The organism is Sphingomonas montana, assembly GCF_001956315.1.
Lineage (GTDB): Bacteria > Pseudomonadota > Alphaproteobacteria > Sphingomonadales > Sphingomonadaceae > Sphingomonas_R > Sphingomonas_R montana.
Window position 1 is genome coordinate 165,201 of sequence record NZ_MOLY01000041.1, and the last position, 23,190, is coordinate 188,390.

14 protein-coding genes are annotated in these 23,190 nt (G+C 67.9%); 3 read left to right on the forward strand and 11 right to left on the reverse strand.

The features are described from left to right. Window positions 1-45: 45 nt before the first annotated feature. A complete protein-coding gene (locus BKY59_RS12005) occupies window positions 46-3,393 on the reverse strand; it encodes a PAS-domain containing protein (RefSeq protein ID WP_240500081.1) in 3,348 nt (1,115 codons plus the stop codon). Between the two features lie 158 nt (window positions 3,394-3,551). Between BKY59_RS12005 and BKY59_RS12010 the strand changes: the two genes are divergently transcribed. Then, the gene (locus BKY59_RS12010; RefSeq protein WP_206362063.1) at window positions 3,552-4,382 is read left to right on the forward strand and encodes an alkaline phosphatase family protein; all 831 of its coding nucleotides are present in this window, start codon (window positions 3,552-3,554) and stop codon (window positions 4,380-4,382) included. An 89-nt stretch (window positions 4,383-4,471) separates the two neighbouring features. Here BKY59_RS12010 and BKY59_RS12015 read toward each other — a convergent pair whose 3' ends face one another. The 3 genes from BKY59_RS12015 to BKY59_RS12025 are packed head-to-tail and all read right to left on the reverse strand — an operon-like array spanning window position 4,472 to window position 8,924. Further along, window positions 4,472-5,764 (reverse strand): HlyD family type I secretion periplasmic adaptor subunit, encoded by a 1,293-nt coding sequence (locus tag BKY59_RS12015; RefSeq protein ID WP_076071790.1) that lies wholly within the window; start codon window positions 5,762-5,764, stop codon window positions 4,472-4,474. Then, window positions 5,761-7,488, reverse strand: coding sequence for a type I secretion system permease/ATPase (locus tag BKY59_RS12020; RefSeq protein ID WP_076071791.1), 1,728 nt, complete (start codon window positions 7,486-7,488; stop codon window positions 5,761-5,763). Before BKY59_RS12020 ends, BKY59_RS12015 begins: the two co-directional genes overlap by 4 nt. Then, on the reverse strand, window positions 7,485-8,924 hold the full coding sequence (locus BKY59_RS12025; RefSeq protein ID WP_129586372.1) for a TolC family protein: 1,440 nt from the start codon (window positions 8,922-8,924) through the stop codon (window positions 7,485-7,487). The genes BKY59_RS12020 and BKY59_RS12025 overlap by 4 nt, the downstream gene beginning before the upstream one ends. Window positions 8,925-9,363: 439 nt before the next feature. Here BKY59_RS12025 and BKY59_RS12030 point away from each other — a divergent pair, with 439 nt between their 5' ends. Then, complete coding sequence (locus BKY59_RS12030; protein WP_076071793.1) at window positions 9,364-13,269, forward strand: pre-peptidase C-terminal domain-containing protein; 3,906 nt, start codon at window positions 9,364-9,366, stop codon at window positions 13,267-13,269. Between the two features lie 291 nt (window positions 13,270-13,560). Continuing rightward, a complete protein-coding gene (locus BKY59_RS12035) occupies window positions 13,561-15,510 on the forward strand; it encodes a coiled-coil domain-containing protein (protein ID WP_129586373.1) in 1,950 nt (649 codons plus the stop codon). A gap of 39 nt (window positions 15,511-15,549) precedes the next feature. Here BKY59_RS12035 and BKY59_RS12040 read toward each other — a convergent pair whose 3' ends face one another. The 7 genes from BKY59_RS12040 to cyoB all read right to left on the reverse strand — a co-directional run bounded on the left by BKY59_RS12040 (window position 15,550) and on the right by cyoB (window position 23,180). Further along, the gene (locus tag BKY59_RS12040; protein ID WP_076071797.1) at window positions 15,550-17,433 is read right to left on the reverse strand and encodes a gamma-glutamyltransferase family protein; all 1,884 of its coding nucleotides are present in this window, start codon (window positions 17,431-17,433) and stop codon (window positions 15,550-15,552) included. A 67-nt stretch (window positions 17,434-17,500) separates the two neighbouring features. Next, window positions 17,501-18,034, reverse strand: coding sequence for a response regulator transcription factor (locus tag BKY59_RS12045; protein WP_076071798.1), 534 nt, complete (start codon window positions 18,032-18,034; stop codon window positions 17,501-17,503). Beyond that, window positions 18,031-19,347, reverse strand: coding sequence for an ATP-binding protein (locus tag BKY59_RS12050; RefSeq protein ID WP_076071800.1), 1,317 nt, complete (start codon window positions 19,345-19,347; stop codon window positions 18,031-18,033). Before BKY59_RS12050 ends, BKY59_RS12045 begins: the two co-directional genes overlap by 4 nt. A 26-nt stretch (window positions 19,348-19,373) precedes the next feature. Next, window positions 19,374-20,117: an SURF1 family protein gene (locus BKY59_RS12055; RefSeq protein ID WP_076071802.1), complete on the reverse strand. Its 744-nt coding sequence runs from the start codon at window positions 20,115-20,117 to the stop codon at window positions 19,374-19,376. 2 nt (window positions 20,118-20,119) lie between these two features. After that, complete coding sequence (gene cyoD, locus BKY59_RS12060) at window positions 20,120-20,530, reverse strand: cytochrome o ubiquinol oxidase subunit IV (protein ID WP_076071804.1); 411 nt, start codon at window positions 20,528-20,530, stop codon at window positions 20,120-20,122. After that, complete coding sequence (gene cyoC, locus BKY59_RS12065; protein WP_076071805.1) at window positions 20,527-21,171, reverse strand: cytochrome o ubiquinol oxidase subunit III; 645 nt, start codon at window positions 21,169-21,171, stop codon at window positions 20,527-20,529. The genes cyoD and cyoC overlap by 4 nt, the downstream gene beginning before the upstream one ends. Beyond that, on the reverse strand, window positions 21,168-23,180 hold the full coding sequence (cyoB, locus tag BKY59_RS12070; RefSeq protein WP_076071807.1) for a cytochrome o ubiquinol oxidase subunit I: 2,013 nt from the start codon (window positions 23,178-23,180) through the stop codon (window positions 21,168-21,170). Before cyoB ends, cyoC begins: the two co-directional genes overlap by 4 nt. Between the last annotated feature and the right edge of the window lie 10 nt (window positions 23,181-23,190).

The window sequence follows — 23,190 nt, forward strand, 5'->3', positions numbered from 1 at the left end:
CGACTTCGCACGGGATGGGCGGTTTTCGGCAAAGCGGGTCAGGTCCTATTCCATCCCCTGCGCCGCCGCCATCGAGGCGCCTTCGATGAAATGCCACAGGTCGGCGGGAACGACGGGCTTGATCAGGATCGTGAGGCCGGCTGCGCGCGGGTCGGTGGCGATCGCGCGGTCGGCGGTCACCAGCGCGATCGCGGGGGCGGGGCGCATCGCCGCCAGCCGCGCGGCGACGTCAAGGCCGTCTTCCGCCTCGTCGAGGTGGAAGTCGATCAGCGCGATATCGGGTTCCTCGTCGGCGGCGAGCACGAACGCCTCCGCGATCGTCGCCGCGAGCAGCGGGACGCAGCGCCGCGCACGGAGCGCCGCATCGAGCGCCGCCAGGATCGTCGCGTCATTGTCGAGGCACAGGATGCGTGTTCCAGGCACCAGCGTGCGGGGCGGGGTCGGCGGGGTCGGCAGATGGTCCGCGCCGGCGGGGGCGATCGGCACGCGGATCGCAAAGGTCGAGCCGCGGCCCGGTGCGGAGCGCAGTTCGACCGTGGCACCCAGCAGGCGCGCGATACGCCGTACGATGGCGAGGCCGAGCCCGACGCCGCCGCCCGCGCTGCCCTTGCTTTCCAGCCGTTCGAATTCGTCGAAGATCCGTTCGCGGTCCGCCGCCGCGATGCCCGGCCCCGCGTCGCGCACCTCTATCGACACAGCGTCCCCGCGCCGCCGCGCACCGATCCAGATCCGGCCGTCCGTGGAATAGCGGATCGCGTTCGACAGGAAGTTCTGCAGGATCGAGCGGAGCAGCGACCGGTCGGTCGCGACGCTGAACGTGCCGGCGTGGGCCGCGAGCAGCAGCCCGCGTTCGCGCGCCTGCGGCGCGAACTGCGCGGCCAGTTCGGCGATCAGCGGGCCGAGCGCGAAGCGTTCGATCTTCGGCACGACCCCGCCGGCATCGAGCCGCGAAACATCGAGCAGCGCGCGCAACAGGGTGTCGGCGGACCCGATCGCGCCATCGATCGCGTGGATCAGTTCGGCCTGGTGCGCCGCCTTGCCCGCATCCAGCGCGGCGCAGAACAGCCGGGCGGCGTGCAGCGGTTGCAGCAGGTCGTGGCTGGCCGCCGCCAGCAGCCGCGTCTTGTCGCGCGTTGCGGTTTCGGCGACCGCGCGGGCCTCGTCCAGCATCAGGTTCGACTGCGCCAGATCCTGCGTGCGGGCGGCGACGCGCGCCTCCAGATCGGCCTGGCGTTCCTTTTCAGCGGTGATGTCGGTGAAGCTCTGGACATAGCCACCGCCAGGCATGGGGCGGCCGACCGCCTTGATCCAGCGGCCCGACGGGCGTTGCCGTTCGAAACTGTGCGGCGTGCCGCGCGCCAGATGCGCCATGCGCCGCGCGACATGCGCCTCGATCTCGCCCGGCCCGCTGCCGCCGCGTTCGGCATTGTAGCGGATGAGATCGCGGATCGACCGGCCGGTGACGACATAGCCCTCCGGATAATCGAACATTTCGACATAGCGCGGATTCCACGCGACGAGGCGGAGGTCCGCATCGATCACGCTGACGCCGGGATCGATCGTTTCCAGCGTGGCGGACAGCAAGGTTCGCGAAAAGCGCAGCGATCGGCCGCGCTGGTCGAGCAGGTGGACCACGTCGCTGACGTCGATCGCCGATCCGGCGATGCTGGACGCCACGATCTTGCGCGCCGACGGGGCACCGATGACGCCGGCGATCAGCCGTTCGGCGGTGCGGGCGGCCGGCCCGTCGATCGGCGCGCGTGCGTTGAGCGATACGCTGTCCATCATCTCGGCCGCCTCCGCCTCCCCCACGAAACGGGCGACGAGCGTGCGCAGTTCGCCCAGCGTCGTGACATGGTCGATCGTGCCGCCGCCCCGCCAGCGGCGGACATGGAGCGCGGCCATCAACGCGACGTTCAGGCCCAGGCTCCAGACCGTACCGTTGACGAGCGGCGAACCGATCCGCCAGCCGAGCAGCGCGGCGGGATCGAGCCAGCCGTGCGTGAACTGCGCCAGCGTCGGGCCGACGCCGTCGCCGATCGACGGCAGCAGCAGGCAGTAGATCCAGACGAGCACGCCGGCGATCAGCCCGCCGCGCGCCGCGGCATGATCCGTGAACCCCCAGCCGATGTTCGCGATCAGCGCCGGCGCGAACTGCGCGACGCCGGCGAACGCGATCAGGCCGATCGACGCGAGCGGCAGGCCCGCCTCCAGGCTGCGGCCGTAGACCAGCGCGGTGGCGACGATGGCGACGATGATGACGCGCCGGACGCGCAGCATCCGCCGGCCTAGCGCGCCCTCGCCGGCATCGCTGTGGCGGCGCAGCAGCAGCGGGGCGAGCAGGTCGTTCGTCGCCATGGTGGACAGCGCGATCGTTTCGACCACGACCATGGCGGTCGCGGCCGAGAAGCCGCCGAGGAAGGCGAGCAGCGCGACCAGCCGGTGCCCCTGCGCCAGCGGCACGGCCAGGACGTACAGATCGGGCGTGCCGTCATTTGGCAGCACCGTCATTCCCGCCAGCGCGAGCGGCAGGACGAGCAGCGAGATGACGACCATATAGGCGATGAACGGCCAGCGGGCGTGGGCCACCGCGTCCGGGCCGCTCGCCTCTATCACGCCGACATGGAACTGCCGCGGCAGGCAGAGGATCGCCAGCGCGGACAGCAGCGTGCGGACCCAGAAGTCGGACGTCAGCGCCCCCCAGGTGAAGCCCGCCCCCAGCCGGGCCAGCGGGGCGGCCAGCGCCGCGTTCGGCACGTCGGCCAGCAGCAGGAGGGTGAACCCGGCGAGCACCACGAAGCACAGCAGCTTGATGAGCGATTCGGTGGCGATCGCGGCGACGACGCCGGGGTTGCGCCCGGCGACCTCGTACCGCCGCGCGCCGAACAGGATGGCGAACACCGCCAGCAGCAGTGCCACCAGCGTGCCGACCGCGGACGAACTGCCGATCCCGGCCAGCGCGCCGAAACTGAGCGTGACCGAGCGCAGCTGGAGCGCGATATAGGGCACTGACGCCAGCAGCGCTGTGCCCGCGACGATCGCCGCCGTGCCGCGGCTGCGCCCGTAGCGTGCGGAGATGAAGTCCGCGATCGAACTCGACCCTTCGTCGCGCGCCAGTTGGACCAGCCGCGCCAGGAAACGCGGCGCAAGCAGGAACAGCAGCGCCGGGCCGAGATAGATGGCCAGATAGTCCCAGCCGCGGGTCGCCGCGGTTCCGACACCGCCGAAGAAGGTCCAGCTGCTGCAATAGACCGCCAGCGACAGCGGATAGGCGATCCGCCCGAGCCGCGGCGAAAGCCCGCGCCGGTCCACGATCCAGGCAATGCCGAACAGCAGCGCGCCGTAGGCCAGGATCGCGAGGATGACGGCGGGACCAGTGATAGCGCGCTCCACGGCAGCATCGACCGGCCGGATCGTACGCGTTGCCGGACCGGACGGGAAGCCGGGGATGCCGTTCCGGCTTCCCGGTTTGGCGGCCTTCCGGCCAGGGCCGGGGCAGGTTATGTCCCGTAGGCGCCCGGGCGGACGGCATGGGCGGGAGAGACGATGACATGCAGCATGAACCGCCCCGTATGATTTCGGACGACAGCGTGCTGTTCGTGACGCTCGATTCCTGCCGTTTCGACAGTTTCGTCGCGGCCTATGCGCCGGCGGCCAAGAGCGTGTCCGCCCTGTACGAGGCGCAGGCGCCATCGCATTTCACCTACGGGTCGCATGCGGCGATGTTCGTGGGCTTCACGCCCGGCGTCGCGGCGTTGCGCAAGCGGTTCGTCAATCCGAAGCTGGGGCGGCTGTTCCGGCTGGCGGCGGCCGGGCATCCGGGGCTGAGCGAGCCGGGCTTTGTGGTGGCGGGGGCGGATATTCCGGACGGGTTCCGCAATGCGGGCCATCACACGATCGGATCGGCGGCGATGGGGTGGTTCGACCCGGCTACCGCGGTTTCGGCGACGCTGCGTGACGGGTTCGACACGTTCCAGTTCGAGCAGCATGCCGGGCGGCAGGTCGCGTGGATCGAGGAACAGATCGCGGCATCGACCGCCGCGGACCATTTCGTCTTCCTGAACGTGGGCGAGACGCATGTTCCCTATCATTTCGAGGGGGCGGACTGGCCCGCGGCGGACAATCCGTGCACGCCGTTCCAGGCGGTGGACCGGCGCGCGGACTGCCAGCACCGCCAGCGGCTGGCGTGCGAATATGTCGATCGGCAGATCGCGCCGCTGATCGCCCGTTTCGCGCATGCGACGATCCTGCTGTGTGGCGATCACGGCGATGCGTGGGGCGAGGACGGGCTGTGGGAGCATGGCATATCCTGCCCGGCCACGCTGACCGTCCCGCTGCTGATCCGCTATCGCGGGACGCCGGTGGAGGCTGTGCCGGACTGACGTCGGTTGGGCGGGTCCCGTTCGATGGACCCGCCCCGAGGCCGTTCGCCGGATGGTTCAGACCGACGTCGGCACGCTCCGGTTCGCGATCACTCCCGGAACGCGTTATCACGCAGGCGGGTGAAGGGGGTGAGCAGGTAGGACAGGACCGAGCGCTTGTCACCGAGCAGGCTGACGTCGGCGATCATGCCGGGGCCGATCGGCAACGGGCGGCCGGCACCGTCCTTCAGCGCGTCGCGGTCCGTCCGGACGCGGACAATATAGTGGCTTTCGCCCGTCCGCTGATCGACCGTCACGTCCGGCGAAATCGTCGTGACGCGGCCGTCCAGCGACCCGTAGATCGCGGAGTCATAGGCGGTGATCTTCACCTTGGCGCGCTGCCCGGTGCGTACGAAGGCGATGTCCTTGGGCGTCACCATCGCCTCGACCACCAGCGTGTCGTCGCTGGGCACCAGTTCGACCAGCGGGTCGCCCGGCCGTACCGTGCCGCCGACCGTCGCCACCAGCACGCGGTTGATGCGGCCGGCACGCGGTGCGCGGACCACGGTGCGCGCCAGCCGGTCGGCCAGCAACGGCATGGTTTCGGACCGGCTGCCAAGTTCGCCGCGTGCGGTCGCCAGTTCGTCGCTCGTCCGGGTCCGCCAGTCCTGCCGCTGCTGGCTGAGCGTCGCGCGCGCCTCCGCCACGGCGGACTGGGCGCGGGCGAGCGCGGCGGATGCCGCCGCTGCCTCGCTTGCGGCGACGGCGGCGGCGGATTCGGTCTGGATCAGGGTCAGGCGCGGTTCGATCCCGCGTTCGACCAGCGGCCGGATGAGCGCGAGTTCGGTACGCCGCGAGTCGCGCGCTGCGATGCGGGCCTCCAGCGCCGACCGGGCCTCCGCAACCGCGCGTTCCGACTGGACGATACGCGCCTGACCGACCGCGAGCATGCTGGCGAGATCCGCCTGACGCGACGCGTACAGGCTGCGTTCGCTGGCGATCTGCCCGCTATCCCCGGCGACGCCCGCGAAATTCGGTTGCGTGCCGGCCATTTCCGCCGACAGCCGCGCGAGCTTGGCGGACAGCGCACCCATGGTGGCGCGACCGCTGCCCAGTTCGGCGGTCGTGCTGGTCTGGTCCAGGCGGAGCAGCGGCGCGCCGGCGCGCACGACCTCGCCGGTATGGACCAGGATCTCGCTGACGATCCCGCCCTCCAGATTGGAGACGATCTGCAGCTGCGACGTCGGCCCGATCCGCCCCTGTGCGTTGACCGACCGGTCGATGACGGTCGCCCAGGCCCAGACGATCAGGATCGCGAAGAAAGCGAGTATCGCCCACAGCAGCACGCTGGAGACGACGCGGGGCCGGACCTGATCGGCCAGGTCTTCGATATGCGTGGTCATGCGGCGGCCCTCGGCTGAAGCTTCTTGAGGATCGCGTCGCGTTCGCCGTCCGCGATGACCTTGCCGTTTTCCATCACGATCAGCCGGGTGACCAGCTTCACGAGCGACGGGCGGTGGGTGATGACGACGAGCGTCTGATCGGTCAGTTCGGCCTGAAGCCGTTCGAGCAGCGCGCCTTCGGTCTGGGTGTCCATGGCGCTGGTCGGTTCGTCGAAGACCAGCACCTGCGGCCGCCCGGCCAATGCGCGCGCGATGGCGATCGACTGGCGCTGGCCGCCGGACAGGCTTTCCCCCCGATCGTTCAGGCGCAGGTCGTAGCCGTTGGCGATCTGCCCCATGAACTGGTGCGTGCCGGTCAGCGTGGCGGCGCGCAGCATTTCCGCATCGTCGACGCCGTCGCGGCCGAGCGTGATATTGTCGCGGACCGAGCCGGACAGCAGCACGCTTTCCTGCAGCGCGACCCCCATCTGGGCGCGCATCGCGCCGAGATCGAGCTGGCGCAGGTCGGTGCCGTCCATCATCACCAGTCCGTCGGCCGGCGGGTAGAGCCCGAGGATGAGGCGGGCGACGGTGGACTTGCCCGACCCGATCCGGCCGAGGATGGCGACCCGCTCGCCCGGCGCGATCGAGAAGCTGACATCGTCCAGCGCGTCCGCGGTGGCACCGGGGTAGCGAAAGGTGACGCGGCGGAATTCGATCGCGCCCTTCACCTTGGCCAGGACGAGCGGATTGGACTGCGCGCCTTCCTTCGGCGCCTGCATCATGCCGTCCAGCTGACGGTAGGCGGCCTGGGTGGAGGTCAGGCGCGACAGCAGGCTGGCGATCTGCGCCAGCGGGGCCACCGCGCGGCCGGCGAGCATGGAGCAGGCGATCAAGCCGCCCATCGTCAGTTCCTGCGCGCCGATCATCGCGACGCCGACGATCACGACGCCGGCATAGGAGATGGTCTGGCCCGACGTCGCGATATTGACGCTGATCGCGCCGACCAGCCGCTGGCGCAGCGAACTGTCGGCATGGCTTTCCATCGCGCGCCGCCAGCGCTTCGTCAGCAACGGGCCGGCCTGCACCGACTTGACCGTTTCCAGCCCGCCGATCGCCTCGACCAGCACGGATTGCTTGGCCAGACCCTCGCCCATCGACTGCGCCGACAGCCGGTCCATCGCCGGACGGGTGAGCGCGCCGGCGATCAGCACGATGGGCACCAGCGCCAGCGGCACCAGTACCACCTTGCCGCCGATCAGCGCGATGACCGCCAGCGTCAGCAACACGAACGGCACGTCCACGATCGCGGTCATGGTGGCCGATGCGAAGAAATCGCGCAGCGTTTCCAGTTCGCGCATCAGCCCGGCGAGCGACCCGGTCGACCCCCTCCGCATGTCCATCCGCATCGACAGCAGCCGGTTGAAGATGGCGGTGCCGACACGCCGGTCGATATCCGCCCCCGCGATATCGACGAAATAGGCGCGCAGCGTCTTCAGCAAGAAATCGAACAACACGACGATGCCGAGGCCGATCGACAGGCCGACGAGCGAAGCGGTCGCGTTGTTGGGCAGGACGCTGTCATACACGGTCATCGCGAACAGCGAGGTGACCAGCCCGAACAGGTTTATCATGACGGCGGCCGCCGCGACCTTCAGATAGGTTGCGCGGTTGCGGCGCATCGGTTCGGTCAGCCAGGCGGCGATGCGCGGCTTGGGCGCTTCGATGACGATGTCTTCGCTCAACGCGCTGTTCCTTGGGCCTGGGAGACGGAGGTCGGGGCGGGGGGGATGCCGAGCGCGCCCAGTAGGCGGCCAGTGCGCGACAGCAGGACATAGCGCGCGGCATCCAGTTCCCCGACCCCCTGGATATAGGCGGATGCGGTCAGGAAGAACGAGTCCTCCGCTCCCAGCACGTCGAACAGCGTGCCGCGCGAGACGCGGAACCGTTCGAACAGCACGTCGCGCGACCGGCGGGCGGCGATATAGCTTTCCTCGAACGCCTTCAGCTGATCCTCCAGCGCGCGGACGTCGGACCAGGCGATGCTGGCGTCGCGCGCCGCTTCCTGCCGCGCCCGGGCCGCGCGGGCCTCGGCGACATTGGCCTGCGCGCGGACCTGGTCGGCGCGCGCGTCCACGCCGCCGAAGAAGCGCTTGCGCAGCGTCACGACACCGCGAACATCGTAATCGTCCGGGTTTTCGAGCACGCCGTAGCGCCCGGCCTGGACCCCGGCGGTCAGCAGCGGCAACGTATCGGCCCGCGCAGCACGGGCATCCTGGCGGGCGGCGTCGGCCTGCGCGGTGGCGAGCCGCACGCCGGGCGTGGCGAGCGACGCCATGCCGGCGTAATCCTGCGTCACCTGCGTCCGATCGAGCAGCGGCGCGCGTTGCAGCTGGGGCGGGGCGGTTTCGCGCAGCAGTTGGGCGAAGCGTGCTTCGGCATTGGCCTGCGACCGGCGATATCCGGCCAGGCGGACGTCGGCGCTGGCGATATAGCTTTCGACGCGGGCGACATCGCCCTGCGCCGAGACGCCGTCGGCGACGCGCCGTTCGACCGCGACGCGCAGGTCGCGCTGCGACTGGGCAAAGGCGATGCCGAGCCGGACGAGCGCGCGGTAGACGAACACGTCGTACCACGCGCCGATCGCGTCCAGCGCGACCTGGTCGGCCGACGCGTCCATCCCGGCGGCCGCGGCGCGCAGCCGGGCACCGGCCGCCGCGATCCGGATCGACGTTGCGCCGAAATCCAGCACCGTCTGCTGGATGTTCACGGTGGCGTCGGTCCGCCCGGCCGCGCGCGACCGTTCGACGATATTATTGATGTCGTTGGAGAAATTGCGTGCGACGGCGCGATATCCGGTCGCCGCTACATCGACATAGGGAAACAGCCCGGCGCGCGCCTGGCCGCGGGCCGCGACCGCCGCGTCGCGTTCGGCCGCGGCCTCCTGCGATGCCGGCGCCTCGCGCACCGCGCGACCGATCATCATGCGGAACCGATCCTCGCTGGCATTGACGCGGGCCAGCGCCAGCACCGGATCGGCGGCCGGATCGATGCGCATCGGATCGGCCACCGGCGTCGGCAGGTCGGTCGCGGCCGGCCCCGGGGCCGGCGTCTGGACGAGGCCGATCGGGTTCGTCGCCCGCACGGACGGGACCGCCGCCGGGCCGGGCGCCGCGATCATCAGAAGCAGCGTCGCCCCGGCAGGCCGCCATGCGTCGCGGCCGGGACGAACTTTCGATACGCTCAACTCAACCGTCCCCCGACTATTCCAAACCGATCGTCCGCCCTGTCCATGGTCCTGCCGGACCTGCTGCCGGTTCGTATGTGGCGGGGGCGTGGGTGCCCCCGGGGTCGGCACCGTGCATAGTCGAAAATTCGGCTTCGGCCACGTCCCGCAGCGCCGTCGGTCACGATTTGCGGGAATGATTAATAAATCGTGTCAGCGGGCTTGCGAAGCAAAAATATCAAAGATACGTTCGACGAATTCTAGATTGATGGCGACCGCGCGCGACTTTCTGCCGTGCCCGGCCCCCGGATATTCGAGATCGCCCTGTGCGGTAAGTAAGTTCTTGCCCGCACGGTCGCCCTGTCACTGCATTTTCTGAAATGGATCCTGCTCCATGGCATCATTCCGTCCCGCGACATCTTTCCCCGCCGAACCGACGGATCCAGCGCTCGGCAACGTGGGCGACCAGTTCGCGGTTTCGCGTTATGCACCGCTTACGCCGTCGCTCGATTACGGGCCGGACGAGTTCAACATCGTGTCGTCGGCCGGCTATGCAGCAGCTGTTCCGACGGAATTGGTCACGATCGGTGGCGGGGACGTAATTCCGCTTAGCCTGGAGGATGCGTCGTCTGTCGCGATGGCGGCGTTGAAGACCGGAACATTGTCGGTGCTCGACGATCAGCTGGCATCGCTTTATTACGCCAACTCGTCGCAGGCGGTCGCGATGTCGGCCTTCACCGCCAGTGTCGAACAGATCGCCAGCGCGCTGACCGCGGACGGTAAATATGTGCTGATCGACACGACGGCGCGCGATGGCAACGGTGCCGGCCTGCTGGCCGAATTGCAGGGCCTGGGGCTGAAGGGCGGTAGCAGCTACGGCGCGGTGGCGTCCGGCTATATCCCGGTGGACCAGATCGGCGCGCTGACCGGCGCGACGAACCTGCTGGCCGCGCGTGAGTCCGGCTTTACGAGCAGCGTCGGGCTGACCACGACGCAGGCCGACCAGACGATGGCGGCGGATACGGCGCGCGCGACCTACGGTGTGGACGGCAGCGGGATCCGTGTCGGCGTGCTTTCCGACAGCTTCGGACGCAACGGCAGCACGACCGATACCATCGCGACCAACATCGCCAGCAACGACCTGCCGACCGACACGCGCGTCCTGGCCGACGTGAACGGGGCGGGCACCGACGAAGGCCGCGCGATGGCCCAGCTGATCCACGATCTGGCACCCGGCTCCGCGATCGATTTCGCCACCGCGTTCAACGGCCAGGCATCGTTTGCCAACAACATCATCGCGCTTGCCAATGCCGGCGACCGGGTGATCGTGGACGATGTCAGCTACTTCGCGGAACTGACCTATCAGAACGGCATCATCTCGCAGGCGGTGAACGAAGTCGCCGAGCGCGGCGTCGCCTATTTCAGCTCTGCCGGCAATGACGGCCGCGAAGGCTATCAGGGCGCCTGGGTGTCGGGCGCGACGCAGACCATCCAGGGCGCAGACTATACGCTGATGCAGTTCGCCCCGGGGCAGGACTTCATCAACGTCACGATGGGTGCCGGCGCGACCGGCACGTTCATCCTCCAGTGGGATTCGCCGGCGGCATCGGCGGGCGGCCCGGGTTCGGCCAACGATCTCGACGTGTTCCTGACGGACGCGGACGGGACGACGGTCCGCGCACGAGCGGCCACGAGCAACGAGGGCGGCGATCCGGTCGAGGTGTTCCGCTTCACCGCGCCCGCCGCCGGCACGTTCCAGATCCGGGTCGGTCTGTACGACGGTGCGGCACCGGGCGAAATCCGGCTGATCGCGTCAGGCAACGGCGCCGCCGTGAACCTGGAAAATCCGCTGTCCAACCTGAACGAGGGCACGCTGTACGGTCACCATGCTGCAACCGGATCAATGGCGATCGCCGCCGCCTCGTTCGCGCGCACGCCGGCCTACGGCTACAACCCGCCGATCGCCGAAAGCTTCTCGTCGCGCGGTACGCAGACGACTCTGTTCGACGACAATGGCAACCGGCTGGCGACGGCCCTCGTCAATACCGTGGCGATGACCGCGGTGGACGGTGGCAACACGACCTTCTTCTCCGCGGATTCCGCCGCGGACGCCGACACGTTCCCGAACTTCTTCGGCACGTCGGCGGCGGCACCGGACGCGGCGGCGGTCGCGGCGCTGATGCTGCAGGCCAATCCGCTGCTCACCCCGGCGGACGTCCGCGCGCTCATGATGAACTCGTCGGTCGACATGGACGACTCGGCCACCGTCGGGTTCGACGTCGGGCAGGATGTCCGGACCGGTTCCGGCTTCGTGCTGGCCGACAAGTCGGTCCAGTTCGCGACGACGCTCAACATCTCCAACTCCGGCCAGACCACGCTGTACGGCACGAGCCTGAACGACACGATCACGGGCAGCGGTGCGGCGGACACGCTGTACGGCTATGCCGGGAACGACAGCGTCACGGGCGGGACCGGTGCGGACATGATCTACGGCGGGGCAGGCGACGACACGCTGTTCGGCAACCAGGACGCCGACCAGGTCTTCGGCGAGACCGGCAACGACATCATCTATGGCGGGCAGGGCAGCGACACGCTGAACGGCGGGGCCGGCGACGACTATCTCGAGGGCGGACTGGGTGACGACCGGATCATCGGCGGCGTCGGCACCAACACCGCCGGTTACGGCAATGCGACGGCCGCCGTCTCGATCAACCTGGGCACCGGGACCGCGTTCGGCGGCGCGGGCACCGACTCGCTGAACAACATCCAGAATGCAATCGGGTCGAACTTCGGCGACACGATCACCGGCAGCGTCGAAAACAACGTCATCAGCGGCGGCGCGGGCAGCGACACGATCAGCGGCGGCGAAGGTGACGACGTCATCGACGGTGGTTTCGGCAACGAAACGCAGTTCGCCGATACGGTCGATCGCCCCGACGTGGTGAAGCCGGCCACGACGACCAACAACAGCATCGCGACCGCGGTGGTGCTAGACACGACGGCGACCGGGAATTTCGACCTGGTCAACAATCCGGACATCGAGGCCGCGCGCAGCATTCCGCACGCGACGATCAACGCGACGGCAGCCGGCAACGGCCTGGAATATTATGGCGTCGCGGTCGACGCCGGTGCGCGTGTGGTGTTCGATATCGATCAGATCACGTTCGACTCGGTGATCCAGATCGTCGATGCGAACGGCACGGTGCTGGCCGAAAATGACGATGATTTCACCGATCCCGGCAGTTCGCAGTTGGCCAGCCGCCTCGACTTCACCTTCGCGACCGCCGGCACTTACTATGTCCGGGTCATCGATTTCGATACGCTGGGCAACCCGGCCGCGGGCGGCCTGCGTGCCGGCCAGACCTATACGATGCACATCTCGACCACGTCGGCCGCGGTGACGCCGACGGGGACGTTCACGTCGGGCTTCGACACGATTGCCGGCGGGATCGGCAACGACACCGCAAGCTATGCCAGCGCGACGGCGGGCGTGGCGGTCAGCCTGGCGCTTGCCGGGGTGGTGCAGGATACGGGCGCCGGTGGCCCGGACCTGCTGACGTCGATCGAGAACCTGTCCGGTTCGGCCTTTGCCGATAGCCTGACCGGTGACGATGCCTCCAACACGCTGACCGGCGGGGCCGGCGGCGACACGCTGACCGGCGGGCTGGGGACGGATACGTTGCTGGGTGGCGATGGCGACGATGCGCTGTTCGGGAACCAGGGAACGGACACGCTGTTCGGCGGGATCGGCAACGACTCGCTGTTCGGCGGGCAGGGTGCCGACGTGCTGAACGGCGGGGACGGCAACGACATCCTGCAAGGCGGCGTACTCTCGGATCGCCTGACCGGCGGCAGCGGCGCCGATACGTTCCGCTACGTCGTGGCCGCTGACTCGCCGTCTGCGACTGCCGACGTCATCACCGATTTCCAGACCGGTGTGGACAAGATCGACCTGACCGCGGTGAACACGAGCGCTGCCGATCGGATCAACATCTTCACCTTCGGCAGCGATACGTTCGTCGCGGTGGATCTGGGCGGCAACGGCGTGGTGGACCTGAACATCCAGGTGACCGGCCCGAACGCGGTGACGTCGTCCGACCTCCTGCTGCGGTCTGCGGCCGTGACGACGTCGGATGCGCCCGCGCCCGACACGGCAGGCGATTTCGCAACCGTTTCGTCCGGTGCGTTCTCCGCCGAACCTGTCGCTGCGGACGTCGGTCACTTCGCAGACAGCCTGGACCTGTCCGGGACGATGTATGCTGCCCGGATGGCCGACGATCATCACCTGAGCATGATCTGACCGCGATCTGATCGGGCCGGACTGGGGCGGGAGCGACACTGCCGCTCCAGTCCGGCTCGGGCAGCATGAGACTAAAGGCCCGTCCTGTCCGCCACCATCGGTTGCGTGCGAGGCGGGCTTCATAATAGACAGGAGCCTTTCACCCTGGGTGGTCGTAACCCGACGCGGCAGTCGGCCAATGTTATCGCCCGGCGCATCGAAGGTAGAAGGATGCATCATGACACAGTGACGATTGCCCGTCCGCGACGGGCCGTAGTCGTCATCGGAATGCACCGTTCGGGTACCTCGGCGATGACGCGCATCCTGTCACTGGTGGGTGCCGCGCTGCCGACGAAGATGATTCCTGCGGGACGTGGAAACGTCACCGGCCACTGGGAGCCGGAAGGTATCGCCGGCTACAACGATCTGATCCTGCAGGAGATGGACAGTGGCTGGAACGATCCGTTCGGGCCCCGCCGCCGCCACGACCGGCCGCTTGCCGTTGGCGGCTATATCGATCGTGCTCGCGCGCTGGTCCGCACCGAATATGGCGACGCGCCGCTTATCGTGGTGAAAGAGCCGCGGGTCGCCCGGCTGACCGAGATCTGGCAAACGGCGCTGGAACAGGAGGGGTTCGAGGTCAGCTACCTCATCATGGTTCGCCCGCCGGCTGCGGTCGCGGCATCGCTGCGCGAACGCGACGGGATAGACCGGAACAAGGCGCTGCTGTTGTGGACGTCCTACATGCTCGAGTCCGAACGGGCGACGCGCACCATGCGGCGGCATTTCGTAAAATATGACGATCTGTTGCGCGATCCGGAAAGCGTTCTGGACGACGTGGAAGAAAAGCTGGGGTTTCAGTTTCCACGGCGAAGCTGGAAGGCGTCCGACGATATCGCGACGTTCGTCGATCCAACGCTGAACCATCATGACGCACGCGCCAAGACCGCACTACCGTCCGCGTTCGCGCCGGTGACGCGGTTGTACGAATATATGGCGACGGCGGCGACCGGCATTCTGCCCAACGAGGATGTACCGACCGACGTTTCCCGATGGTTGCAGGATGTCGCGGCAATCACCGCGCCGATGGTGACCGCAATGCTGGCAACGACCGCCGCCGAGCGTGCCTCGGCGCAGCTCCATACCGATGCTTTAACGACCGCGCTGGCCAACCATGGTGCAGCTCTGGCGACGGCACAGCAACAGGCCGATGCGAACGCACAGGCTGTCCGTGAAGGCGAGGAACGGATTGCCGCGCTGGCGGCGGACATCATTGCGCAGATAACTGCGCGCGGCGAGGAGGCGGCGCGGTACGAGACGGAGCGGGCCACGTTGGTAGGGCGTTTCGACCTGCTCGAACAGGACCGCCAGCGGCGCGAAGCAGAGATCGCCGAGTTCGTGAACGCCGCGGCACTGACCGAGCAGCAGCTTCGCGCCGAACTGGCCGAGACGACGGCGCACGCGGCCAGGCTATCGGCGATGCTTGATGCGCAGGCCGTGCGGGATGCGGCACGGATCGCGGACATCGAACATCTCCAGGGCCAGGTGGCCGCGGGAACAGCGGAGATCATGCAACTGACGGCGGCCCTGGCGGAGGATCGGGCGCGGATCGCGGTACTCGACGCGGAGGCAGGTGCGCAGGCGGGCGCACTGGAAGCCATGACGGCGGCGCTGACCACGGCGGCAGGGGACGCCGCGGAGCTGAATGCCCGTATCGCGCGGTACGAGGTCGTGATCGCGGAACGCGAGGCGCAACTGGCGGACGCCGCGAACCATGCAGCGGCGTTGACAGACCAGCAGCATCGACTCGAGGTAGCGCATGCAGCGGCGCTGGCCGAGCAGCAAGCGCAAGCGGACGCGGCCCATGCGGCGGCAGCCGCCGATCGGGAGGTGTGTCTTGCCAGCGAGTACGAAGCCCAGCGGACGGCGGCGCTGGCCGAGCAGCATGCCTTGCTGGAGGCGGCACATGCGGTGGCGTTCGTCGAGCAGGGCATGCGGCTTGCGGAGGCGCATGAAGCCCGGCGCGTTGCGGAACTGGCGGATCAGCAGGCGCGATTGGAGGCGGGGCATGCGGCAGCGACAGCCGAGCGCGACACGCGCCTTGCGGGCGAGCATGAAGCGCAGCGGACCGCGGCCCTGGCGGACCTGCAGGGCCGGTTAGAGGCGGCGCATGCGGAAGCAATCGCAGAACTGGCGGCGCGACCGCGCGAACCGGTCCGATTGGGTGCGCGCATCGCCCGCTTCTTCGGTGGGTTCAGGTAAGCCAACGGGCGGCCGGTCCATCGGCCCGTTCCTTGCCGATCAGTAGGCCAGCGCGCATCCGTCGGCGCGCATTTCGCTGGCGGCGGCGTAGACGCGGCTCGGGCCGTCCATGCGGTGTTCGACGCACTGGTAGCGACCGAAGCCGCCGTCGGGATCGCCGATCGTCCAGCCGATGTCCGCCAGCCGGCTGCGCGTGGCCAGCGGTACGCCGCTTTCCAGTCGCAGCAGGCCGGTCGGCCCGAGGCCCGCGTCGTCTTCCCCCATCGCCTGCGACGAGCCTTCGTGATGCCAGCGGGGGGAGTCGCCCGCCGACTGGATTTCCAGCCCGTAGTCGACGCGGTTGACGATGATCTGGGTCTGGCCCTGCGGCTGCATGTCGCCGCCCATGACGCCGAAGCTCATCCACGGGGCGCCGGCGCGGGTGGCGAAGCCGGGGATGATCGTCTGAAAGGGACGCTTGCCCGGCGCGTAGATGTTGGGATGGCCGTCCTTCAGGCTGAACAGCTGTCCGCGGTCCTGGAACATGAAGCCGAGGCCGTCGGCGACCAGCCCCGACCCCATGCCGCGGAAATTGGACTGGATCATCGACACCATCATGCCGTCCCGGTCGGCGCAGCTGAAATAGGTGGTGTCGCCGCGGCTGGGCGCCTGCCCCGGATAGGCGGGGGTCAGGATGCGGTCCGGCCGGATCAGGCGGGCACGCTCGGCGGCATAGTCCTTCGAGATCAGCCATTCGACCGGCACCTTCGCGAAGCGCGGGTCGGCGTAGTAACGGGCGCGGTCCTCATAGGCCAGGCGTTTGGCCTCCGCCTGGAGATGGATCGACAGGGCAGACTGGAAACCGGCGCCTTTCAGGTCGAACCGTTCGAGGATGTTGAGCATCTGCAGCGTCGCGAGACCCTGTGTATTCGCCCCGAGCGCATGGACGGTCGTGCCGCGATAGTCCGTCCGGGCGGGCGTGATCCATTCCGAACGGTGCGCGGCCAGATCGGCGCGCCGCAGCCAGCCGCCGATCCGCTGGAAATAGCGGTCGATCCGGTCGGCCAGATCACCCCGGTAGAAGGCGTCGCGCCCGCCGGCGGCGATCGCGCGGTAGGTGCGCGCAAGGTCGGGGTTGCGGAATATCTGCCCCGCCGCGGGGCCCTTGCCGTCCGCCATGCCATAGGTGCGCGCTGCGTTGGCCGATTCTTCCAGTCCGTTGCCGGGGCGGCGGAACGCGGCGAGGCTGCGGCGGATGTAGAAGGCGATCATGTCAGGTACGGGCGCGCCCGCCTCGGCATGCGCGATGGCCGGCTGGAACAGGTCCGCCCAAGGCAGTTTGCCGTAGCGTTGATGCATCGTCCACCACGCGTCGACCGCGCCCGGCACCGACACGCTGATCGCACCGAGCGGGGGGAGGACGCCGTTCGGGGCGCGGGCGCGGACGGTTTCCAGGCTCAACCCGCGCGGACTGTTACCCGACCCGGCCAGGCCGACGACGGTCTTGGCCTTCGGATCCCAGATCATCGCATAGGCATCGCCACCAATGCCGCTGGCGGTGGGTTCGAGGAAGCCGAGGCAGGCGTTGATCGCGATGGCGGCATCGACCGCAGATCCACCGCGTTTCAGGATATCGATGCCGGCCTGCGTGGCGAGCGGATGTGCGGTGCCGACCGCGCCGCTGAGGCCGTAGGCGGCGGTGCGGGAGGCGAAGCTGGCGCCCACTGGCCGATCCCCGGCATGCACGTCCGGCCGAATGAAGCGGTCCGCGCCCGGTTCCCAGACCGGTGGCAGCGGCGCGCCGGCCGGGGTGGGCGGCTGGGGTGCGGCCCCATCGCCCGGTGCCGCCGCCTTCGCACCACCGGTGGCGGCAGCCTGGGCCAGCGCGGCGGTGGGCACCAGTGCGGCGGCGGGCAGGGATGCGATGAACGTACGGCGGCGCATGGGGCAACTCCTTGGATCCGCCCCGTTCTTCACCCGGCACTTCCCCAGGTTCAAGCGGTAACCGCGTTCACTTTACCTGGCGCTTTTCCAGTTTCCGCGCGAGCGTGCGGCGGTGCATGCCGAGCCGGCGCGCGGTTTCGGAGATGTTGAACCCGGTTTCGGCGAGCACCTCGTGAATCCGTTCCCATTCGAGCGTTTTGATCGACGTCGTCCGTTCGGTCAGCGGGGCGGCGACATTGCCGGTCGCGCGGCCGAACGCTTCCTCGATATCGTCGGTGTTGGACGGTTTGGCGAGATAATGCGACGCGCCGAGCTTGATCGCCTCCACCGCGGTGGCGATGCTGGCGAAGCCGGTCAGGACCACGATCAGCGTCCGCGGATCATGCGCACGCAAGGTCTGGACGCAGACGAGGCCGGACGCGCCGCCCAGTTTCAGGTCGACCACCGCGAAGTCCGGGGTACGGCCATCCAGTAGCGTGACCAGATCCTCATGGCTGGCGGCCAGCAGCACCTCATATTCGCGGCGTTCGAACGAACGTTTCAGCGTGCGCGCAAAGGCGGCGTCATCCTCGACAATGACGAGCAGGCGCCCGGCAGTCATGCGCCGCGCCCCGGCGGTGCGGCGATGGCGGCGAGCGGCAACGTCAACCGCACCACCGCGCCGCCGTCCGCGCAGTTGGCCGCCGTCACCGCGCCGCCCAGCTTGCGCATGACGTTGACCACCAGGAACAGGCCCAGCCCGCCGCCCAGGCGGCCCTTGCTCGATTCATAGGGCTTGCCGATCCGTTCGAGCCGTTCCGCGGAAAAGCCCGGACCGGCATCGCGCACCGCGATGACCAGCGCGTCGTCGGCCTGCGACGCGCTGAAACCGATCCAGCCCGGTGACGCTTCGGCTGCATTGTCGAGCACGTTGAACAACACCTGTTTGAGGGCGGGGTCCGCCACGACGGGAAGGTCGCCCGGAAAATCGTTCCGATAGTCCAGCGTGGTGGCCATATGGGCGGCATGCCAGTCCTCGGCAATGCCGTCCAGGAACCGTCGCATGCCGGTGATTGCCGGGGCTTCGCCGCGCGCCTCGCCCGCCGCGAGCAGGACGCCGGTGACGATCGCCTTGCAACGCTGCACCTCGGCCTGCATCTCGCCAATCTCGGTCACCAGATCCGGGTCGGCGGACAAAGCGGGCATGCGTTTCCAGTCGCCCAGGATGACCGCGAGGGAGGCGAGCGGCGTGCCCAGTTCATGCGCCGCGCCGGATGCGAGCAGCCCCATCCGTACGATATGGTCCTCCTCCGCCGCCTGTTGGCGCAGGTTGGCAAGATGCGCGTCGCGCGCGCGCAGGTTCTGCGTGATCCGTGTCATGAACAGGACGAGCAGCATGGCAATGATCGCAAAGCAGGCCCAGGCACCGGCCGTCTCGATCAGCCGGCGGTAATCCAGCAACGCGAGCGGAAAGGCGAGGGGACGATAGACGACGGTCAGAAACGCAAAACACAGGCTGGTCACCAGGACGATCACTACCGCGGACCAGGTGTCGAGCAGGATCGCGCCCAGCACGACATGCAGCAGGAACAACGAAATGAACGGATTGGTCACGCCGCCGCCAAGATACAGCTGCGCGGTAAGCGAGGCGACATCGAGGATGAGCGCGAAGAAGAGCGATCCGTTCGACGTGCCGATCTGCTTGCGGAGCAGCACGATGCTGGCCAGGTTCAGCAGGATCGTCGCCCCCGCCACGCCGAGCATCGCCTGCAACGGCAGGCGGACGCCCAACCCATATTGCGCGATCACGATGGCCGACAGCTGCCCCGCGACCGCCAGCCAGCGCAGCTGGACGAGTTGCAGCATGTTGCGCCGTCCGGCATCGCCGATCGATCGCGTCGCGCCGTCACCCGTCAGCGGCAGCGGGGCGGGCATGCCGGCGCGGGCGAGCGGAGCGATCCTCATCGCGGCAGCCTTCGTTCGTAGCGCAGCACCAGCATCCACCCCCCCGCGACCATCAGTGCCAGACCATACCATGTGATTGCGTAGACGAGGTGATTGTTCGGGAAGGCGACGATCGTCAGGCCGCCGACCGGCGGGCGGGCGGGTGCAACCCGGTCAGCGGCGGCATCGACGAAATAGGGCGCGACGCGCGTGAGGCGACGGTCGGCGGCGATCGCGGCCACGTCGCGCGAATACCAGCGGCCGGCGGCAGGATCGTTTCGGCGCAGGAAGCCACCACCCGGTTCGGTGATGCGCAGCAGGCCGGTGACGACAGTCGGACCGGGGGGCGGGCTGGACTCGCGCCAGCCCGGCGGGACGAAGCCGCGGTTGACCAGTACGGTGAAGCCACGATCGGTGGCCATGGGTGTCATGAACCAGCTTCCGCCGCCGAGTGCGGTCGCCGCCTGCGTCCGCACGCTGCGATCATGGAGATACCGACCGGAAAGTCGTATGTGGCGGTAGGCCGCCGTTTCCGTGGTCACGCCGGGCCAGGTGGACGGGCCGGGGGCGGGGGTAGGGGGCGCGTCAATCCGCGACTGCACCCGCGCGATCAGATCGCGTTTCCACGCGAGACGCCGGACCTGCCAGGTGCCGAGCGCCAGCAGGGCGACAACGACCAGCGCGGCAATCATGGTGAAGACCGCCAGCGTCAGCCGCGATCGCGGCGGCCGGGTGCCCGCATCGGGTGCCCCGGCCGCCATGGTTACATGGATTCCATCATCGCCGGGTTCATCGGCATCATGTTGGTGTTGAGATGGTACATGACCCAGAGCGAGCCGCTGATCGCGATGATGACGAGCAGGATCGTGAAGATCAGCGCCATCATGGTCCAGCCGCCCTCGGACTTAGTATCCATGTGCAGGAAGTAGATCATGTGGACGACGATCTGCGCCACCGCGAAGCCCATGACGAGCAGGGCCGTCGTCTGCGGCGCAAGCGGCCCGGCCATCACCAGCCAGAACGGTATGGCGGTCAGCACCACGGCCAGGACGAACCCGGTCATGTAGCCACGGAACGACCCATGGGATGCGGAGTCCCCATGCGCGTGGCCGTCGGCAGCCCCCTTGCCGTGCGCGTCGGCGTGGGCGTGCGTATGGCTGGAAGTATCGGTCATCGCAGCATCCCCAGCAGGTATACGAAGGTGAAGACGCCGATCCAGATGACGTCGAGGAAATGCCAGAACATGCTGAGGCAGAGCAGCCGGCGCTTGTTCGCCTGGATCAGACCATGCTTGCCGACCTGGACCATCAGCGTCACCAGCCAGATCAGACCGAAGGTGACGTGCAGGCCGTGCGTGCCGACCAGCGTGAAGAAAGCGGACAGAAAGGCGCTGCGTTGCGGCGTCGCGCCTTCGTGGATCAGCGTGGCGAACTCATAGAGTTCTATGCCGATGAACGTCGCACCGAACAGGCCGGTGACCGCCAGCCACAACTGCGTGGCACGCACCTGCTGCCGTTCCATCGCCAGCATGGCGAAGCCGTAGGTAATCGACGACAGCAGCAGCATGGACGTGTTGATCGCGACCAGCGGCAGCTCGAACAGATCCTTGGGGGCTGGCCCCCCTGCGTAGTTCGCACCCAGCACACCGTAGATCGCGAACAGGCATGCGAAGATGAGGCAATCGCTCATCAGGTAGATCCAGAAGCCGAGCATCGTGCTGCCGCCTTCCGGATGGTCATGCTCGTCCAGCTGGTAGAACGCCAACCGGGTCGCGTCGTCGGCCGTCGTGCCGGACGCGTTGTGGGTGGCGCTCATGCCGTAGTCACCTTGTGTTGCACGAGCAGGGCAGTGCGGGCGTTTTCGATCCGCTCAACCTCCTCGACCGGAATGTGATAGTCGCGCTTGTAGTTGAACGTGTGGATGATCGACGTCGCGACCAGGCCCAGCATGCTGGCAGCGGCGAGCCACCAGATATACCAGATCATCCCGAAACCGAGCGCCACCGCGAACCCCGCGAGGATGACGCCGGTGCCCGTGTTGCTGGGCATGTGGATCGGCCGGAAGCCGGTGACCGGACGGTCATGTCCGCGCGCCTTCATGTCGGCATAGGCGTCCCCGTCATGCACGATCGGCGTGAAGGCGAAGTTGTAGGCCGGCGGCGGCGACGAGGTCGCCCACTCAAGCGTACGACCGTTCCACGGATCGCCCGTCGTGTCGCGCAGGGCCTCGCGGTTGCGGACGCTGACGAAGATCTGGATGAGGAAGGCGGCGATGCCGACCGCGATCATCGCGGCACCGATAGCAGCGATCACGAACCAGATCTGCAACGACGGATCGTCGAAGTGGCGCAGGCGGCGCGTGACGCCCATCAGGCCGAGCACATAGAGCGGCATGAACGCGACGTAGAAGCCGGGCACCCACATCCAGAAGCTCAGCTTGCCCCACCACTCGTTCAGGCGGAAGCCGAAAGCCTTCGGGAACCAGTAGTTGATCGCCGCGAAGGTCCCGAACAGCACGCCGCCGATGATGACGTTGTGGAAGTGGGCGACCAGGAACAGCGAGTTGTGCAGCACGAAGTCGGCCGGCGGCACGGCGAGCAGGACGCCGGTCATGCCACCGATCGTGAAGGTGATCATGAAGGCCACCGTCCACATCATCGGCAGCTCGAACCGGATCCGGCCGCGGTACATGGTGAACAGCCAGTTGAAGATCTTCGCGCCCGTCGGGATCGAGATCACCATCGTCGTGATGCCGAAGAACGAGTTGACACTCGCGCCGGACCCCATCGTGAAGAAATGGTGCAGCCAGACGAGGTAGGCGAGGATCGTGATGACCACGGTGGCGTAGACCATCGAGGTGTAGCCGAAGAGACGCTTGCCCGAGAAGGTCGAGGTGACTTCCGAGAACACGCCGAACAGCGGCAGAATGAGGATGTAGACCTCCGGGTGACCCCAGATCCAGATGAGGTTCACGTACATCATCGGGTTGCCGCCAAGTTCGTTCGTGAAGATGGCGGTTCCGATGTAGCGATCGAGCGACAGCAGCGCGAGCACGGCGGTCAGCACGGGGAAGGCGGCCACGACCAGCACGTTGGTGCAGAGCGCGGTCCAACAGAAGATCGGCATCTTCATCATCGACATGCCGGGTGCGCGCATCTTGACGATCGTGGCGATCAGGTTGACGCCGGACAGCAGCGTCCCGACCCCGGCGATCTGCAGTGCCCATATGTAATAGTCGACACCGACGTCCGGGCTGTACGCGACCCCCGACAGCGGCGGCATGGCCAGCCAGCCGGTGCGTGCGAACTCACCGATGAACAGCGACATCATGACGATCACGGCACCGGCCGCAGTCATCCAGAAGCTCATATTGTTCAGGAACGGGAAGGACACGTCGCGCGCCCCGATCTGGAGCGGGATGACGTAGTTCATGATGCCCGTGACGAACGGCATCGCCACGAAGAAGATCATGATGACGCCGTGCGCGGTGAACACCTGGTCGTAGTGGTGCGCGGGCAGGAAGCCCTCGTTCGCGCCGAAGGCCATCGCCTGCTGCGCGCGCATCATGATCGCGTCGGAAAAGCCGCGGAGCAGCATGACCGTGCCGAGTATCATGTACATGATCCCGACCTTCTTGTGATCGACGCTGGTCAGCCATTCCTTCCAGAGCCAGGTCCAGAGCTTGAAATAGGTAATCGCGGCGAGGAGCGCGATGCCGCCCACCGCGACTGCGGCGAAGGTGGCCATCACGATCGGTTCGTGGAGCGGCAACGATTCCAGCGTCAGGCGGCCGAAAATCGTCTTCATGATTGCGGGGTCGAACATGACTGTGCCT

Excerpts from the sequence above, each read along its gene's own strand:
- BKY59_RS12055 (WP_076071802.1), bottom strand. The coding sequence starts at position 20,117 with ATGGCGGCCGGGGCACCCGATGCGGGCACCCGGCCGCCGCGATCGCGG.
- BKY59_RS12040 (WP_076071797.1), bottom strand. The coding sequence starts at position 17,433 with ATGCGCCGCCGTACGTTCATCGCATCCCTGCCCGCCGCCGCACTGGTG.
- BKY59_RS12010 (WP_206362063.1), top strand. The coding sequence starts at position 3,552 with ATGCAGCATGAACCGCCCCGTATGATTTCGGACGACAGCGTGCTGTTC.
- cyoC (WP_076071805.1), bottom strand. The coding sequence starts at position 21,171 with ATGAGCGCCACCCACAACGCGTCCGGCACGACGGCCGACGACGCGACC.
- BKY59_RS12025 (WP_129586372.1), bottom strand. The coding sequence starts at position 8,924 with ATGATCGCGGCGCCCGGCCCGGCGGCGGTCCCGTCCGTGCGGGCGACG.
- BKY59_RS12030 (WP_076071793.1), top strand. The coding sequence starts at position 9,364 with ATGGCATCATTCCGTCCCGCGACATCTTTCCCCGCCGAACCGACGGAT.
- cyoB (WP_076071807.1), bottom strand. The coding sequence starts at position 23,180 with ATGTTCGACCCCGCAATCATGAAGACGATTTTCGGCCGCCTGACGCTG.
- cyoD (WP_076071804.1), bottom strand. The coding sequence starts at position 20,530 with ATGACCGATACTTCCAGCCATACGCACGCCCACGCCGACGCGCACGGC.
- BKY59_RS12045 (WP_076071798.1), bottom strand. The coding sequence starts at position 18,034 with ATGACTGCCGGGCGCCTGCTCGTCATTGTCGAGGATGACGCCGCCTTT.
- BKY59_RS12050 (WP_076071800.1), bottom strand. The coding sequence starts at position 19,347 with ATGCCCGCCCCGCTGCCGCTGACGGGTGACGGCGCGACGCGATCGATC.
- BKY59_RS12015 (WP_076071790.1), bottom strand. The coding sequence starts at position 5,764 with ATGACCACGCATATCGAAGACCTGGCCGATCAGGTCCGGCCCCGCGTC.
- BKY59_RS12035 (WP_129586373.1), top strand. The coding sequence starts at position 13,561 with ATGACGCGCATCCTGTCACTGGTGGGTGCCGCGCTGCCGACGAAGATG.